The 16,012-nt window shown below is 65.2% G+C and carries 9 protein-coding genes and 1 tRNA gene; 5 read left to right on the top strand and 5 right to left on the bottom strand.

What is annotated here, in order from left to right; all coding sequences use genetic code 11:
- The first annotated feature begins 84 nt into the window (after nucleotides 1–84).
- From QF118_RS14840 to QF118_RS14825, 4 genes are all read left to right on the top strand, one after another.
- A tRNA-Arg gene (locus QF118_RS14840) sits at nucleotides 85–161 on the top strand.
- A 175-nt stretch (nucleotides 162–336) separates the two neighbouring features.
- Complete coding sequence (gene tkt, locus QF118_RS14835) at nucleotides 337–2,337, top strand: transketolase (RefSeq protein ID WP_282299819.1); 2,001 nt, start codon at nucleotides 337–339, stop codon at nucleotides 2,335–2,337.
- Between the two features lie 531 nt (nucleotides 2,338–2,868).
- Nucleotides 2,869–3,039, top strand: coding sequence for a hemin uptake protein HemP (hemP, locus tag QF118_RS14830; protein ID WP_282299817.1), 171 nt, complete (start codon nucleotides 2,869–2,871; stop codon nucleotides 3,037–3,039).
- Complete coding sequence (locus QF118_RS14825) at nucleotides 3,036–4,148, top strand: alpha-hydroxy acid oxidase (RefSeq protein WP_282299816.1); 1,113 nt, start codon at nucleotides 3,036–3,038, stop codon at nucleotides 4,146–4,148. Before hemP ends, QF118_RS14825 begins: the two co-directional genes overlap by 4 nt.
- On the opposite strand, the gene QF118_RS14820 is transcribed toward QF118_RS14825, so the two are convergent.
- The 5 genes from QF118_RS14820 to QF118_RS14800 all read right to left on the bottom strand — a co-directional run bounded on the left by QF118_RS14820 (nucleotide 4,135) and on the right by QF118_RS14800 (nucleotide 9,437).
- On the bottom strand, nucleotides 4,135–4,989 hold the full coding sequence (locus QF118_RS14820; RefSeq protein WP_282299815.1) for an energy transducer TonB: 855 nt from the start codon (nucleotides 4,987–4,989) through the stop codon (nucleotides 4,135–4,137). The two genes, QF118_RS14825 and QF118_RS14820, sit on opposite strands and share 14 nt — an antisense overlap.
- On the bottom strand, nucleotides 4,986–5,435 hold the full coding sequence (gene exbD / locus QF118_RS14815) for a TonB system transport protein ExbD (RefSeq protein WP_282299813.1): 450 nt from the start codon (nucleotides 5,433–5,435) through the stop codon (nucleotides 4,986–4,988). The genes QF118_RS14820 and exbD overlap by 4 nt, the downstream gene beginning before the upstream one ends.
- 4 nt (nucleotides 5,436–5,439) lie before the next feature.
- Complete coding sequence (exbB, locus tag QF118_RS14810; RefSeq protein ID WP_282299812.1) at nucleotides 5,440–6,216, bottom strand: tonB-system energizer ExbB; 777 nt, start codon at nucleotides 6,214–6,216, stop codon at nucleotides 5,440–5,442.
- Nucleotides 6,201–6,884 (bottom strand): Fe2+-dependent dioxygenase, encoded by a 684-nt coding sequence (locus QF118_RS14805; RefSeq protein WP_282299811.1) that lies wholly within the window; start codon nucleotides 6,882–6,884, stop codon nucleotides 6,201–6,203. Before QF118_RS14805 ends, exbB begins: the two co-directional genes overlap by 16 nt.
- Before the next feature lie 66 nt (nucleotides 6,885–6,950).
- The gene (locus QF118_RS14800; RefSeq protein WP_282299810.1) at nucleotides 6,951–9,437 is read right to left on the bottom strand and encodes a TonB-dependent receptor; all 2,487 of its coding nucleotides are present in this window, start codon (nucleotides 9,435–9,437) and stop codon (nucleotides 6,951–6,953) included.
- Nucleotides 9,438–10,059: 622 nt separating this feature from the next.
- On the opposite strand from QF118_RS14800, the gene QF118_RS14795 reads away from it, so the two are divergent.
- Nucleotides 10,060–15,906, top strand: a complete 5,847-nt coding sequence (locus QF118_RS14795; protein ID WP_282299809.1) for a Hint domain-containing protein — start codon at nucleotides 10,060–10,062, stop codon at nucleotides 15,904–15,906.
- Nucleotides 15,907–16,012 lie beyond the last annotated feature (106 nt).

Raw genomic sequence — 16,012 nt, 5'->3', positions numbered from 1 at the left:
GCACAAAGCACACCGCATTGGGGCCAGCCCCGTGCGGTTACGTCTTGCAGGGCATTTGCAGGGCGGTTATAGACGCCAAAGCACGCACCCGTAGCTCAGCTGGATAGAGCGCTGCCCTCCGAAGGCAGAGGCCAGAGGTTCGAATCCTCTCGGGTGCGCCACTTCCCCTTTGAATTCTGAATGGTCACGCGGCTTGGGCGCGGCGGTTCCCTGTCTTGCGGGGGCTGTGTTTGTTTAGCCTGGCTACAGCAATCATTAAGTCATTCTTCTTTGTCGCTCTTTCGGGATTTGGCTAATCAGGGTCAAGGGCAGGCGCCCGGCAACAGGAGCACAGCGATGAAGGTTCAATCCGAAACGGCCCAGGCGCCAGATCTGCGCGCGATGGCCCATGCCATGCGCTTTTTGTCGATGGACGCGATCGTACGGGCCGAGGACGGGCATCCCGGCACGCCCCTGGGCGGGGCGGATATTGCCACGGCGCTGTTCAGTCAGGCACTGAAATACGATCCCAAGGTACCCGACTGGCCCGACCGCGACCGGTTCGTGCATTCTGCGGGGCATGGGTCGATGCTGCTGTATTCGGCGCTGCACCTTGCGGGCTATGACAAGATCGACATGGCGCAGATCAAGGCGTTTCGCGTGCTCGGTTCGCACACCGCCGGGCACCCGGAGTTTGACATTCAGGCCGGCATCGAAACCACCACCGGGCCGCTGGGGCAGGGGATCGCCAATGCGGTGGGCATGGCGGTGGCCGAACGCATCCTGAACCACCGCTTTGGCGACGGCATCGTCGATCACTACACCTATGCCTATACCGGCGATGGCTGCCTGATGGAGGGGATCGCCGCCGAGGTCATCGCGCTGGCCGGGCACCTGAAACTGGGCAAGCTGATCTGGCTGTGGGACGACAACCAGATGACCGACGACGGGCCGACCGATCAGGCGGTGTCGGAAAACCAGCAGATACGCTTTGAAAACAACGGCTGGCATGTGCAATCGGTCGATGGCCATGACGCGCAGGCCGTGGCGGCGGCGATTGCGGTGGCCAAGGGCGATCCGCGCCCCTCGATGATTGCCTGCCGGACGCTGATCGGGTTCGGCATTCCGCGCATCCAGAACGACCGCGCCGCCCATGGCGGCAAGATCACCAAGCAAGATACCGACGCCGCCCGCGCCAACCTGGAATGGCCCTATGCGCCCTTCGAGATCCCGCAGCACATCTATGACGCCTGGGGCGTGGCGGGGCAAAGCGGGGCAAAGGCCCGCGCCGCCTGGCAGGCCCGCGTCGACGCCATGGACCCGCAGGACCGCGCCGAGTGGGACCGCGTCATGGCCGGCAAACTGCCAGAAGGCTGGCAGCAGACCATCCGCGAGGCCAAGCAACGCTTTGTCGCTGAAAACACCCCGCGCCCCGGCATCCAGGCCTCGGGCGAGATGCTGTCGGCGCTGGCAGAATGCATCCCCGAACTGATCTCGGGCGCGCCCGATCTTGAGGCCGCGACCAAGCATAAACGCCAGCTGGCGCCCTTTACCGCCAGCGATCGCGGCGGGCGGTATATCCACTATGGGGTGCGCGAACACGCCATGGGCGCGATGATGAACGGCATGACGGTGCATGGCGGGCTGGTGTCGATGGGCACCACCTTTCTGGTCTTTTCCGACTATATGCGGCACACGCTGCGCATGGCCGCCTTGATGCGGATCCCGGGGTTGTTCGTGTTCAGCCACGACAGCATCGGCATCGGCAAGAACGGCCCGACCCACCAGCCGGTGGAATATCTGGCCAGCCTGCGCGCCTTTCCCAACATGTGGACGATCCGCCCCGCCGATGCGGTGGAAATGGCCGAGGCCTGGGAACTGGGCCTGCATCACCGCGAAGGGCCGACCGCGATCATCGCCTCGCGCCAACCGCTGGACGTGCTGCGCGGCGGGGCGGGGTCGGAAAACCGGACGGCGCGCGGCGCCTATGTCCTGGCCGAGGCGGCAGACGGCGCGCGGCGCGTGACCCTGATCGGCACCGGCTCAGAGGTCGCGGTGGCGCTGAAGGCGCGCGAGGTGTTGCAGGCCAAAGGCATCCCGACGGCGGTCGTGTCCATGCCCTGCTGGGAGCTGTTCGAGGCGCAGGACAGGGCCTACCGCGATGCGGTGCTGCCGGCGAATACGGTGCGCGTGGCGGTCGAGGCCGCGGTGCGGCTGGGTTGGGACCGCTACATCGGGCCAGAGGGCGCTTTCATCGGGATGGAGGGGTTCGGCGCCTCGGGCGATTATCCGGACCTGTACCGCCACTTCGGGATCACCCCCGAGGCGGTTGCCGCCGCCGCCGAGGCGCGGCTGTGATCGGCCGGGAAGGGGGCGCTGCCCCCTATCTGCGTCGCCAGGCTGTCCGCCAAGCTGAAACAGGCCTGCAACGCGTTCCGTGTGGCGGCCGGTGGACCGGATTGATGGTGCAGCCGTCCGATCCGTAAGTCCGCATTTTGCAGGTACTTTCGCGGGCTGGCGTCCGCCGGGGGGCGTGAGCCTGCCCATGATGCTTTGCGCGGACATGACACTGCCCAGGCGTCTGCGCCGCCGATCGTATCCAATTGCATGGCGGCCGGCCAATCCCATTGAGAAGGGGCAAGTTTCGGGCGGCCAGGTTGGGCGCGGATAGCCCGCGCGCTTCCGCGTAAAGCGGTCAAATCCCGGACACCCAGAAAAGAACTCCGCTGGGGCAAGTCTTGCCTTGGTGTCGCGCGAAATGAACCCTTTACCTGACTAAAATACTTGGATTATAGCGGTGCGAAAACATGACACAATCACTCACCTATTCTGCGCACCGCGACGAACCGCAAATTCAGTCCGCGCCGCAGGCAAAGAAAGACAGCCACGATGACCAATGACCCGATCCCTGCCAGCATCTCGACCGACCCGGCCGACGGCACGGTGCGGTATGACGCCGAAAGGCTGATCCCGAACAAGGTGAAGGCCGAAATTGTCCTGAATGGCCAGTCCTATACCTTGCGGATCACCCGAACGGGCAAGCTTATCCTGACGAAATGACCCAGCCCGCCCTAGCCGGGCTGCCGGCTGCCTCGCTTTCCGGCTATCAGGACCGGGCAGAACGCAGTCTGCCGACAGACCTTGCCGCCTATTTCCTGCGCGGCGCCGGGCAAGAGCGGACGTTGAACCGCAACCTGTCCGATCTGGGCCAAGTTCGCCTGTTGCCGCGCGCACTGCGCGATCTGCGCGGGGGCAGCACGGCGCTTGCGCTGTTCGGCCAACGGCTGGCCGCGCCCATCCTGGTGGCGCCGATGGCCTGGCAGAGGCTGCTGCACCCGGACGGCGAAGCGGGACTTGCAGCGGCGGCAACGGCGCAGGGGCTGGGAATGGTGCTGAGCGCGCAGGCATCGACCCCCATGGCGCAGGTCCGGGCAGCGGGGGCGGGGTGTGGCTGGTTCCAGATTTACTGGCAAAACACGCGCACAGACACCCTGGCGCTGGCGGCGCGGGCCGCACAGGCGGGGTTCAAGGCGCTGGTGGTAACGGTCGACGCCCCGGTCAGCGGGCTGCGCGACGCCGAGATCGAAGCAGGCTTTGCGCTGCCCGGCGACATGGTGCCGGTGAACCTTGTCGGGTTTGCGCCGCCATCCTTCGCGCCGCTGACCGAAGACGAATCTGCGATCTTTGACCGTATCGCCCATGTGCTGCCCGATTGGGCGGACCTGGCCTGGTTCTGCGCCAACGCGCCCTTGCCGGTCCTGGTCAAGGGCATCCTGCACCCCGAGGACGCGGCGCTGGCCGTGAAGGCTGGGGTGGCGGGCATCATCGTGTCGAACCACGGCGGCCGGGTTCTGGACGGGGTGCCTTCGGCCATTTCCGTGCTGCCTGCCGTGGCCGCGCGGGTCCAGGGCGCCGTGCCGCTTCTGATGGACAGCGGCATCCGCCGGGGCGAGGACATCTACAAGGCGCTGGCGCTGGGTGCGACGGCCGTCCTGGTCGGGCGCCCGCTGTGCCACGGGCTTGCCCTTGGCGGGGCGCTGGGGGCAAGCCACGTGCTGCGCCTTTTGCGCGACGAGTTGGAGGTGACGATGGCGCTGATGGGGCGGCGAAGGCTGGGTGACATCGGCGGCACGGATGTCGTGCTGCCGCCCGGTTTCAGCCCTTTCTGATCCGGTAATTCAGCGGGATCACCAGGGTAAAGCGGTCGCCTGCCAGGTGGTTGGGCGGGGTCGGCAGCTTGTCCAGCCCGTCAAAGACCTGCAACGCCGCCTTGTCCAGAACCGGATACCCCGACGAGACATGCACCGCCCGGTCCAGGATCGCACCATAGCGGTCGAGGGTGAATTTCACCATCACTTCGCCTTCGATGCCCTTCTTGCGCGCAAGCTGCGGATAGGCCTTGGCCTTGGCGATGCGCAACACGACGGCCTTTTGCCAGTCGGTGACCTCTTGCAGTTGCTCGGCTGTCAGACCCTCGCTGCTGGCTTCGGCCTTGTCGGCCTTTGCCTCGGCTTCGACCCCGGAGACCGAAGCCGTCGCGGCGTCGGCCGCAACGGCGCCCATCTGCGACGCCTGGTCGATCTGCTCTTCGACAAATTCCTGCGCGATTTGTGTTGCCCTCTCGGCGGTGTCCTCTGCCGGATCCGGGCTGGCGATGCGGAATTTCAGGTCATCCTCGGCCACGTCATACGGGGTCTGGTTCAGCTGCGGCGCGTCGACGGCGCGGGCTGCCTCGACCGCTTCGGGGGATTCGGTGACGGTTGGCGCGTCGATGGCCTCGGCCACCTCGGCGCTGTCTTCGCCGGCGGCCGAGGGGGCTGCGATGATGTCGGACAGATCGAACAGGATCGCGCCCTGAACGCCGGTTTCCTGCTGCGCGACGTCCGGTATCGGGGCCTGCGCGCGGGTCAGCACCCCGGCGGGCAGGGCGACATGCGCCGACAGGCTGAGCGCAAGGCCCAGCGCTGCCAGCGGCCAATGTCCAGAGGAACCGCGATAGCTCAGGCTCATTTCGGGGCCTCTGGTTCGGGGGGCGCCGCGGCCTCGTCCAGCCCGACAAGGCCGACCTTCAGGTATCCTTCGGCGCGCAGCAGGTTCATGACGGCGATCAGTTCGCCGTAGGGCACGGATTTGTCGGCCCGGATATACAGGCGTTCATCGCGGTTCAGCCGCGTGGCGATGCCGATTTCCATGAGCAGCGTGTCGCGGGTGGCAGCCGCATTGCCCACGGCCAGCGACAGGTCTTCCTTGAGGGTGACAAAGACCGGATCAGAGGGGCGCTGCGGAGCGTCGGCCACGGCCACGGGCAGTTCCACGGGAATGTCGACGGTCGAAAGCGGCGCAGCCACCATGAAGATGATCAGCAGCACCAGCATGACGTCGATGAAGGGGGTGATGTTGATGTCCGCGTTTTCGGCAAGATCATCGCCTGCCTCGGGTCCGATGCGCGCGCCCATGAGCCTACTCTGCCGCCTGTGCCAGGCTGACGACATCGCCGGCGCGGGTTGCAAGATCCAGATCGCGCGACAGGGTGCGCAGGACCAGCGCCGCCGCGTCGGCCAGGTCCACCCGGTAGCCGCCCGTCCCCCGCGCAAGCAGGTTGTAGAAGATCACGGCCGGGATCGCGGCCACAAGGCCGATGGCGGTGGCCAGCAGCGCCTCGGCGATGCCGGGCGCGACGACGGCAAGGTTGGTGGTGTTGGTCTCGGCGATCGAGACAAAGCTGTTCATGATGCCCCAGACGGTGCCGAACAGTCCGACAAAGGGTGCGGTCGATCCGGTGATCGCCAGCAGGCCGGTGCCGCTCTGCATGCTGCGGGCGGCGCCTGCCTCGATCCGCGACAGGGCGCTGTCGGCGCGTTCCTTGATGCCATCGGCGGGCGCGCCGCCCGAACGCTGGCGTTCATCCAGCGCGGCGCGCACCATCGCGCCGACCACGCCGTTTCCGCGGGCAAAGCGGCCCCGCGCGGCATCCAGCGAACCGGCCCGGTCCAGCGCACGATAGGTCCGGCGCAGGCGGCGGCGGGCAAAGGCCAGCAGCACCAGCCGGACGACAAAGACCGCCCAGACCAGGACAGAGGCCACCGCAAGCGAGACCATCACACCCTTCACCACCATATCGGCGGCCAAGTACATCCCCAGCGGGGACATGTGATCCTGCCCGGCCTCGGCCAGCCAGGCGGCAAGCGCGGTGCGCAGGGGGGCAAACCAGAGTTCCATGCTCAGACCTCGGTCCATTGGCGGATCATGTTGTGATAGATGCCGGTCAGGCGCAGGACCTCGGGATCGTCGGTGCCAAACCGTTCGGCCAGCGACTGGATCGTCTGGTCCAGGTCGAAAAGCATGGTGCGCTGCTGGTTCGAGCGCACCATGCTTTGCAGCCAGAAAAACGATGACACCCGCGCCCCGCGCGTGACCGGGGTCACCTGATGCAGCGATGTCGATGGGTAAAGCACCATGTCGCCGGCGGGCAGCTTGACCTCTTGCAGGCCATAGTGGTCCTCGACCATCAGGACGCCGCCGTCATAGCTGTCGGGTTCGGAAAAGAACACGGTCATGGACAGGTCGGTGCGCAGCCGTTCGCCGGTGCGCGGATTGATGCGGATGGCATTGTCGACATGCACGCCAAAGGTTTCGCCGCTTTCATAGCGGTTGAACATGGGCGGCAGGATGCGCAGCGGCAGGGCGGCGGACAGGAACAGCGGGGTCTGTTGCAGGCGTTGCAGGATGGTCTGCCCCAGATCCTCGGACAGTTTTGTGGCTGTGCCAAGCTGCTGGTTGCGCTTGACCTGCTGCGACTGCACGCCCGCCGTCAGGCGTCCGTCCTGCCAGTCAGCAGCGTCCAGACTGGTGCGAATGGCCTGCACCTCGTCCTTGCTGAACAGCTGGGGAATGGTGATGAGCATGTCTGCTCCTTTCAGGAATTGGGGGTTGGGGCCGGCGCACTGGCCGGCCCCTGATCGGTGCGAAAGCTAGAATTTCAGGTCCATCGCGGCCCAGATCTCGCGGCCCGGCGCGACATAGGTGAAAGGCTCACCGGACCGGTAGGCGGTATCGTAATTGACCGCGTCCAGCGCGTTCTTGACGCCAAAGCGGACTTCGGCCCTGTCGCTGAGGTCGTAGGACCCGACAAGGTCAAAGGACCAGTAGGCCGGCAGGGTGTTGTCGTTCGGGGCCAGGGTGCCCAGTTCCCGTTCGCCCATCCAGTTGGCCTGAATACCCAGCATCAGGTCGTTGCTGACGTCATAGGTGGTCAGCAGGTTGAACTGTTGGTGGGCAACCGTGGCCAGCGATTCACCGATTGCCGTGGGATCGTCGGATTCAAGGATTTCGCTTTCCATGTAGACCGCCCCGCCATACAGGCCGATCCGGTCGTTCAGCTTGCCCGCGACACCCAGTTCGATCCCGCGGAACCGGTATTTCAGCGTGTCCTGCGTGACAGTGGCCCCGCGCGGCCCGACGTCTTCGCGCGCGTTGTCCTTGGTGGTCTGGAACAGCGCCGCAGTCAGCAGCAGGTGGTCACGCAATTCATACTTCACCCCCAGTTCGAACGCGGTGTTGCGTTCCGGCGAAAGATCTTCGCCGCCCTCGTCAAGACCGCCGTAAAACCCGCCGCCCGCTGCGATTTCCTGCCCCATCGGGTTCGTCGACGTGCCGTAGGCGCCATAGACCGAAACGTTTTCACGGGGCTTCCACGTCAGGCCAAGGTTGCCGTTCCACATCGTATCGCTGCGCGACAGGCTGTAGGCATCGCCTGCGCGATCCTTGCCGGTGCGCGTGATGTCATAGTGATCGACGCGCAGGCCCGCATCCAGCAGCCATTGCGGCGTGATTTCGATGCGGTCCACGAAATAGGCCGAAATGGTCCGAACGTCGGTTTGCGTAAAGTCGTCCGAACGCACCGGTTGCACACCCATCCAGCAGGCCGAGGGATCGGGGTTGATTGCGCTGACGGTGCAGCCGCGTTGACCTGCGGGGGGCTCATAATCCTCGGATTGCAGATTGTCGTAGCCGGTGGCGCGCACCTTTTCGTGTTGCAGCAAAAGCCCGGCGACGAAATCATGTTCAACGCCAAGCCATGACGCGCTGCCGGTCAGCTCGGTCGTGTTCGAGATCACGTCGGTTTCCTGGTAGGTCGATTTGAAGCTGAGCCCGACGGTCCAGTCCTGCGGGTTGGCCGAACCGTTGTCTTCGACACTGCTGGGGGCGGTCAGGACATAGTCATTGACGCTGGTCGAGCCGCGCAAGGTGTTGGTTAGCTTGAGGTTGCCGTCGATATCCCAGATGGCGCGGGCGGTGGCGGCATGGCGCGTGACATCCTGAAAATCGCGGCCTTCGACCCCGTAGAACGTGTTGCGGTCGATGCCATGGTCGGTGACCGGCCCGCTGGGGATCGAAACGCCATCGGTTTCGTCACCGTCGGTGATGAACGGCACGCCCCAATCGGGCATCTGCTCGATCTTCGTGTAGGAATATTCGCCCTCAAGGGTGACGCTGTCGCTCAGCCTGTAGCGCAGGGCGGCGGCCAGCCCCTTGCGGTTGTCATGGGCCGCGTCACGCCCGGCGACAGCTCCGTCTTGCAGCAGGCCGTTGAACCGCAGCTGCAGACGGTCATCAAGGACCCGGTTCAGGTCAAAGGTCTGACGCACGGTGCCGGCGCTGGTCAGCTCGGTCGAAAACTTCGAGAAATCCACATCCTGCGGTTTCTTGGTGGCGACGTTCAGCGCGCCGCCCGTGGTGCCGCGTCCGGCGACCGACCCCGAGGGGCCCTTGAGCACTTCGACCTGCTCGGTGTCAAAGGTTTCGCGCACCGATACGCCGGGATCGCGCACGCCATCGACGTAGATGTCGTTGTTGGCCTTGAAACCGCGGATATAGATGTTGTCGCCATAGGCGTTGCCGCCTTCGCCGAAGCCCAGCGAAACACCGGGCGTCGACCGGGCCAATTGCCGGATCGAGGTGGTGTTGGTGGTGGTCAGCACCTCTTTGGTGATGGCGGTCACGGTGCGCGGCATGTCCGCGATGTCACCCTGCAAGACAGAGTTCGTCAGGCCCGTTGCGCGGAAAGGCGCGTCGGGGTCGGCGTTGGGGTTTGATCCGGCGCGGGCCTGTGCCTCGGCTGCGGCCTGGGCGGCTGCGGCCTGCGCTGCGGCGCGTTCGGCGGCTTCTTGTTCGGCGCAGATCGGGGTGCCGGCGTAGTCCGGGGTGCAAACCGTCGGCGCGGCGGGGCGGTGCGCGGCGGTGCGGGTGGGCTTGGCCGCGGGTTTGGGGGCCGGGGCGGGCGCCTGCGTGGTTTCCACATCCACGGTCGGAAGCGTGATCACCCCACCGTCGGGCGCGGTGTCCTGGGCATAGGCGGCGCTGGCAAAGCAGGCGGCGGTCAGGGATGCCCCGACCAGGGTTGTGGCAACGCCACGGCTGTTGGCGGCCGCCAGGGGCCGCGCTCTCATAGTGCGCATGTTTTCGGTCCTCTCGAAATCCTGATTGTCGACGCTGATGAGGCTGTCTGGATCGAGAGGACCTGGATGGCGCAGCGAGTCGCGCCTTAATAGATGACTATTTTTGTCAACAAAAGGGGCTTTGCGAAAAATCGTACTGAAAAAGACCAGTAGCGCCGCCGAGCCCCGCGAAAGACAAACAGGATTTTCCGGCGGCGTGGGAGCGCCTGTCAGAGCTTGGCGCGGTCTGATTTCCAGGGCGCGATGGCAGTAGTCGGCTTCACTGCTGCTCAAATGATCAGACCGGGCCGCCGGGCATGGGCTGCAAGGATGGCGGCCGATCCTTCGTCAGATAGGGCACGAAGCACAAGCACCGGGTTTGGACGGTCGCCGTTTCCTTTTTAAGCAAATGATCCGTGCTTTTCCCCGGCCAAGGGGCGCCCAGGTGATTTTGAACGGCGCCACATGAAAAGGCCCTGAATACTTGGGCCTGCGATCCGAAAACCTGCCTGCCAAGCAGGCGTCTCGGGTTCCAGCGAAGCCCCGGAAAAGACCATATGGATGCCCGCCAACCGCTTCGGGGAAGAGATGATTAACCCGGCAGGAATAATCTGGACGTCACTCAACCAAATCGAAATGGCCCATGCCCACCCAAGTTGTGACCATATCAAATTGGAACCAAGCCGCATTCTGGGGGCAGGTTCAGGCGGATGCACCGGGCAGTGTTCTCGATTTCTCGGGCCTGCCCGACAACTTTGGTGTCACGCTGAACAGCGAGACCGGTTTGCTGACGATCACCGATGGCGTGACGGTCTTTTCGGTGGGGGAAACCGGCGGGACGGGAACACCGGACACGACGCTGGAACATGGAACCAAACTTGCGTTCTTCACCAGCATTCTGGGCGGCCAGGGCACGAACGATCTGGCCGGATCAGCCGAAGATGACGGCATCGTCGGGAATGACGCGGCTGACACGCTGACCGGCGGCAATGGCGCCGACTCGCTTTCGGGCGGCGCAGGCAGCGACAGGTTGCTCGGCGGTGCCGGCAACGATTTTCTGGATGGCGGCGCAGATGGCGATGTCTTCGTATTGTTCGACGGCTTTGGCAATGACACCATCGTCGGCGGAGAGGGCGTCACCCTGGGCGCCGATATCGACGTAATAGACCTGTCGGAACTGACCGGACCGATCACCGTGACACTGACCGGGAACGGATCGGGAACGGTGTCGGATGGTGTGCAGACAATTGTCTTTTCCGAGATCGAGACTCTGGTTCTGGGCAGCGGCGCTGACGTGGTCGATGCCTCGGCGGATGGTACAGGGCTGACAATTCTGGGCGGCGCTGGAACGGATGTGCTGTCGGGCGGTCTGGGCAACGACACGCTGGATGGCGGGCTGGATGCCGATACGCTGGATGGCGGCGACGGCGCGGACTCGCTGGTGGGCGGCGGTGGCAATGACAGCCTGCTGGGCGGCGCTGGAACCGATGTGCTGTCGGGCGGTCTGGGCAACGACACGCTGGATGGCGGGCTGGATGCCGATACGCTGGATGGCGGCGACGGCGCGGACTCGCTGGTGGGCGGCGGTGGCAATGACAGCCTGCTGGGCGGCGCTGGAACCGATGTGCTGTCGGGCGGTCTGGGCAACGACACGCTGGATGGCGGGCTGGATGCCGATACGCTGGATGGCGGCGACGGCGCGGACTCGCTGGTGGGCGGCGGTGGCAATGACAGCCTGCTGGGCGGCGCTGGAACCGATGTGCTGTCGGGCGGTCTGGGCAACGACACGCTGGATGGCGGGACGGATGCGGATACGCTGGACGGCGGCGACGGCGCGGATTCGCTGCTGGGCGGTGATGGCAATGACAGCATCCGGGGCGGCGCCGGCGACGACATTCTGTCAGGCGGACTGGGCGACGATACCTTTGCCATCGACGGCACCTCTGCGGGGCTGGACCAGATTTCCGGGGGTGACGGTTACGACGTGCTTTTGGGGGGCGCCGGGTCAGACAGCTTTCTTGTCACCAGCGGCCTGACAAACCTGTCCGAGATCGAAGAGATCGACGGCGGGTCAGGCGGCTTTGACCAGGTTCTGGGCACGCAGGGTGGCGATACCCTAGATTTTTCGGGCATCACGCTGACCAATATCGATCAGATCGATGGCCGCGACGGCGACGACGTGATTACCGGAACCGATCAGGGCGACCGGCTTCTGGGCAACGCCGGCAACGACACGATGTTCGGGGCCGGCGGGAATGACACCTTCAGCGTCTACAGTTGGGACGACGGAGTTGACCATTACGATGGCGGCGACGGCCATGACATCATTCAGGGCGGCGACAACGCCGATTATTTCCGCGTTTTGGATGGGCTGTCGAACCTTGTCTCGATCGAGGAAATTGATGGCGGCATCGGTGGCTATGACGTGGTCGAGGGGACTGCGACAAGCGAAACGCTGGATTTCTCGGGCATTGCGCTGACAGGCATCGACCTGATCGATGCAGGTCAGGGCGACGACCTGGTGACCGGCTCGGGCGCGGCGGACACGATAACCGGCAATGCCGGGGCCGATACGGTGCACGGCGGCGGTGGCGGCGACAGCCTGATCGGCGCGGATGGCGCCGACGTCCTGCACGGCGATGCCGGGGCCGACACGCTCAAGGGCGGATTGGGCAACGATCAGCTGTATGGCGGCGCCGACATCGATCTTGCGCAATTTTCCGGAAGCTTCTGGGACTATACCATCTCGGTGTTGCCGGACGGGCGGGTCACGGTGGCGGATGGGGTCGGCGGGCGTGACGGGACCGATACGCTTGACGGGATCGAAAAGCTGAGTTTTGGCACAGCAACCTATTCGTTGGTGACAGGCAGCGTCGCGGACGATCCGTTGCTGCAATTGGCGGATAACGGGCAGGCCGGGCTGATCGTGGCGGGGGCCGGCAACGATTCCGCCGTCGGGGGCAATGCCGCAGACGTGATCCTGGGCGATGCAGGTGACGACACGCTGAGCGGCGGCGCAGGTGCCGACCGGCTTGATGGCGGCACGGGGGCCGACGTGCTGTCGGGGGGGCTGGGCAACGATACATTCTACGGCGGCGCAGGCGCCGACTGGATGGAAGGCGGCGATGGGACCGACTGGTTCGTGCTGCGCGACGGCTTTGACAATGACACCGTGCTTGCGGATGCCGGTTGGGACGTGCTGGACGCCGGTGGCCTGACCACGGCCGCCACGGTGAACTTCAGCGGGCCGGGGAGCGGGACTCTGGCCAGCGCCGGCTATACGCTGAATTTCTCCTCGATCGAGGCGATAATCCTGACCGAGAGCAGCGATGCGCTGGACGCGACAAGCAGCTCTATCGGGCTTTGGCTTGATGCGCGGGGCGGAAACGACACGGTTCTGGGCAGCAGCAGCGGCGATGCGCTTGCCGGCGGCAGCGGAAACGACCTGCTGGAAGGGCGCGCCGGCGCCGACGACATGAACGGCGGCTGGGGTGACGACACGCTGCTGGGCGGGGACAACGGCGATATCCTGCGGTTCAACAGCGAAAACGGGACAGACGTCATCCAGGGCGGTGAAGGCGGGACCGGAAACGACACGCTGCAAATCGGCAATGCGTCCTTGGTCACCGGGGCGCAAGTGACCTTTACCGGCGACGAGGCGGGGACGGTGTCGTTCATGTCCGCGACCGGCACGGCCACCTTCAGCGAAATAGAACTCGTGCGCGGGACAGGGACCGGCGACAGTCTGGACGCCTCGGCCACCACGTCGGGGATCGCACTGGATGGCGCGGCGGGCAACGACACCTTGATTGGCGGGACCGGGGCGGACCTGCTGACCGGCGGCAGCGGGAATGACCGGTTCGTCATGGCCGACGGCTTTGGCACGGACACGGTGAGCGGTGACCTGGATTACGACACCATCGACTTTGGCGCAGTGTCCCTGGCGGTAACGGTGACTTTTTCAGGCGACCTTGCAGGGAGTGTCACGGACGGCGTTTCGACCTTGTCCTACCTGAGCACCGAACAGCTGAACCTGACCCAGCAGGATGACCTGCTGGACGGCAGCGCCGGTACGGCGGGATTTTCGGCCGCCGGGCTTGGCGGATCCGACACCATGACCGGCGGCAGTGGCAATGACACGCTGGATGGCGGAGACGGAGCCGACAGGCTTTTCGGAGGGGGCGGTGCCGACTGGATTGTCCTGGGCGACGACAACGCCGTTGGCTATGCCGACAGCGCAGAGGGCGGCGCGGGCAACGACACGATCCACAGCCTTGAAACGCTGGCGACATCGGCGGACACGGTGCGCGGCGGCGACGGCGACGATTCGATCTGGATGGCCGGGGGGTCCAACCTGCTGTTCGGCGACGCGGGGAACGACCTGATCTATGGCGGCACCGGCAACGACACCATCGAGGGCGGGACCGGTGCCGACACCATCTATGGCGAGGACGGCTCTGACCTTATCCGCGGCGGGGACGGCAACGACCTGCTGGTGACGGGCCTGGGCAACGATACCTTGTATGGCGACGCGGGCGACGACACGCTGACCAACTCGGCGGGTGACGACAGCCTGGTGGGTGGCACCGGCAACGACAGCATCATTGCCTCGCTGGGCAATGACACGCTGGAAGGCGGCGATGGCGATGACACGCTGATCGGCGGCGAAGACAATGACAGCCTCTTGGGCGAGGCCGGCAATGACCGCCTGGAGGCGGGGACCGGCAACGACTATGCCGATGGCGGCGCCGATGCCGACCTGTTCATCGTCCAGGATGGCTTTGGCAACGACACGCTGCTGGGCGGCGAGACGGTGACGACCGGCACCGACAGCGATACTTTGGATACGTCAGGCGTGACCGGGGGTGTCACGGCGACGTTTACCGGCACCGGTACAGGGGCGTTGACCGAAGGCGTGAATGCGCTGAGCTTTGACGGGTTCGAACGGCTGGCGCTGGGCGCTGGTGCGGATACCGTCGATGCCACGGCGGATGCTGGCGGAATGGAAATCGACGCCGGGGGCGGTGCGGACCTGGTCACCGGCGGCAGCGGCGCCGATACCATCGCGGGTGCGACCGGCGATGACACAGTGCTGGGGGGCGCTGGCAACGATTCCATCACTGGCGGCGATGGCGACGATTCGCTTGAGGGCGGTCTGGGGGATGACACCCTGGATGGCGGCGCGGGGGCTGACTGGTTCGCCATCGGCCAGGGGAATGACGTGATCACCGGCGGCGAGACCGGGACAGACGCGGACACGCTGAGCATTGCCGCGGATGGCGACGCGATCGATGTGGTGCTGACCGGCGACGGCGCGGGCAGTTACATTGACACGGGCGGCGCCAGCGGCACCTTGACCGGGATCGAGGTCTTCGATTTGTCCGCGGGGGCGGATACCTTTGACGGCAGCGGCGACACCACGGGGGTCACCGTGCTTGGAGGCGATGGCGCGGACACGATCCTTGGCGGCAGTGGCGGCGATCTGATTGATGGGGGCGCCGGGTCTGACACGGTGGACGGTGGTGCCGGACAGGACACGCTGGATGGCGGCGCCGGCGACGATCAGATCACGGGCGGCGCGGGCGACGATCTGTTTCGCGTGTCAGCCGGCAACGACACGATCACCGATTTTGGCGCCGGACAAACCGGCGTGGCGGGCGATGGCAACCCTGCAAACAATGACGCTTTGGACCTGGGCGCCTATTACGACAGTCTTGATGAACTGCGCGCGGACCAGGCCGATGACGGCATCCTGAACCAGTCGAACGCCTTTGACGACGAAGGCCGGGCAGTCGATTATTCCGACAACAGCCAGTTCGCGGGGGGCTCACTGACGGTTCAGGGTGCATCGCCATCCAGCTTTACCTACGACAACACCGGCGTGGTGTGTTTCGTCTCGGGGACGATTATCCTGACGCCTCGTGGCGAAATGCGGGTGGAAAGGCTGCGGGCGGGCGACTTGGTCTGCACGATGGACAATGGACCGCAGCCGATCACCTGGATCGGGCGACGCCATCTGGGACCGGCGCAGCTGATCGAGAACCCATCCCTGAAGCCTGTGTTGATCCGCCAGGGGGTGCTTGGCGCCAAGCGGGATCTGATGGTGTCGCGGCAGCACGGCGTGCTGATAACGCAAGATCACTTTGTCCGGGCGACCCAAATGGCCGGGACCATGCCGGGCGTGCGCCATGCGCTGGGCAAACGTTCGGTGACCTACTTCCACATCCTGTTCGAGGCCCATCAGGTCATTTTTGCCGAAGGCGTGCCGAGCGAAAGCTTCTATCCCGGCCCGATGTCCCTGCAATGGCTGGCGCACGGTCAGTTGCGCGAGGTGAAAGACCTGCATCCCGAACTGGATCGGTCTTCGGATCGTTGCGCCGTGCGCTCTTCCTACGGCGCTTTGGCACGTGATTTCATGGCACGGCAGTTTTTCGTGGATCAGGTGAAGCGCGGGACCGAATGGCCGCCGCCCCATGCGGTGCGTCAGTGAATAGTGAAACCTGCGTCATGGTCCTTTTCGACCGTGGGGGGCAGAGCCAGATGGCAAACGGCTGATACATCAGGCCGTTCGAGGTGGATTTGCCTTGGGTCCTTGA

Origin of the sequence: Tropicibacter oceani, assembly GCF_029958925.1 — a bacterium.
GTDB classification, from domain to species: domain Bacteria; phylum Pseudomonadota; class Alphaproteobacteria; order Rhodobacterales; family Rhodobacteraceae; genus Pacificoceanicola; species Pacificoceanicola oceani.
This window is presented reverse-complemented; position numbering and strand designations above follow the sequence as displayed.

Bases quoted from the DNA above. Each gene is read 5' to 3' on its own strand.
- QF118_RS14825 (WP_282299816.1), top strand. From the start codon at position 3,036: ATGACCCAGCCCGCCCTAGCCGGGCTGCCGGCTGCCTCGCTTTCCGGC.
- QF118_RS14795 (WP_282299809.1), top strand. From the start codon at position 10,060: ATGCCCACCCAAGTTGTGACCATATCAAATTGGAACCAAGCCGCATTC.
- exbB (WP_282299812.1), bottom strand. From the start codon at position 6,216: ATGGACCGAGGTCTGAGCATGGAACTCTGGTTTGCCCCCCTGCGCACC.
- QF118_RS14820 (WP_282299815.1), bottom strand. From the start codon at position 4,989: ATGAGCCTGAGCTATCGCGGTTCCTCTGGACATTGGCCGCTGGCAGCG.
- QF118_RS14805 (WP_282299811.1), bottom strand. From the start codon at position 6,884: ATGCTCATCACCATTCCCCAGCTGTTCAGCAAGGACGAGGTGCAGGCC.
- tkt (WP_282299819.1), top strand. From the start codon at position 337: ATGAAGGTTCAATCCGAAACGGCCCAGGCGCCAGATCTGCGCGCGATG.
- QF118_RS14800 (WP_282299810.1), bottom strand. From the start codon at position 9,437: ATGCGCACTATGAGAGCGCGGCCCCTGGCGGCCGCCAACAGCCGTGGC.
- hemP (WP_282299817.1), top strand. From the start codon at position 2,869: ATGACCAATGACCCGATCCCTGCCAGCATCTCGACCGACCCGGCCGAC.
- exbD (WP_282299813.1), bottom strand. From the start codon at position 5,435: ATGGGCGCGCGCATCGGACCCGAGGCAGGCGATGATCTTGCCGAAAAC.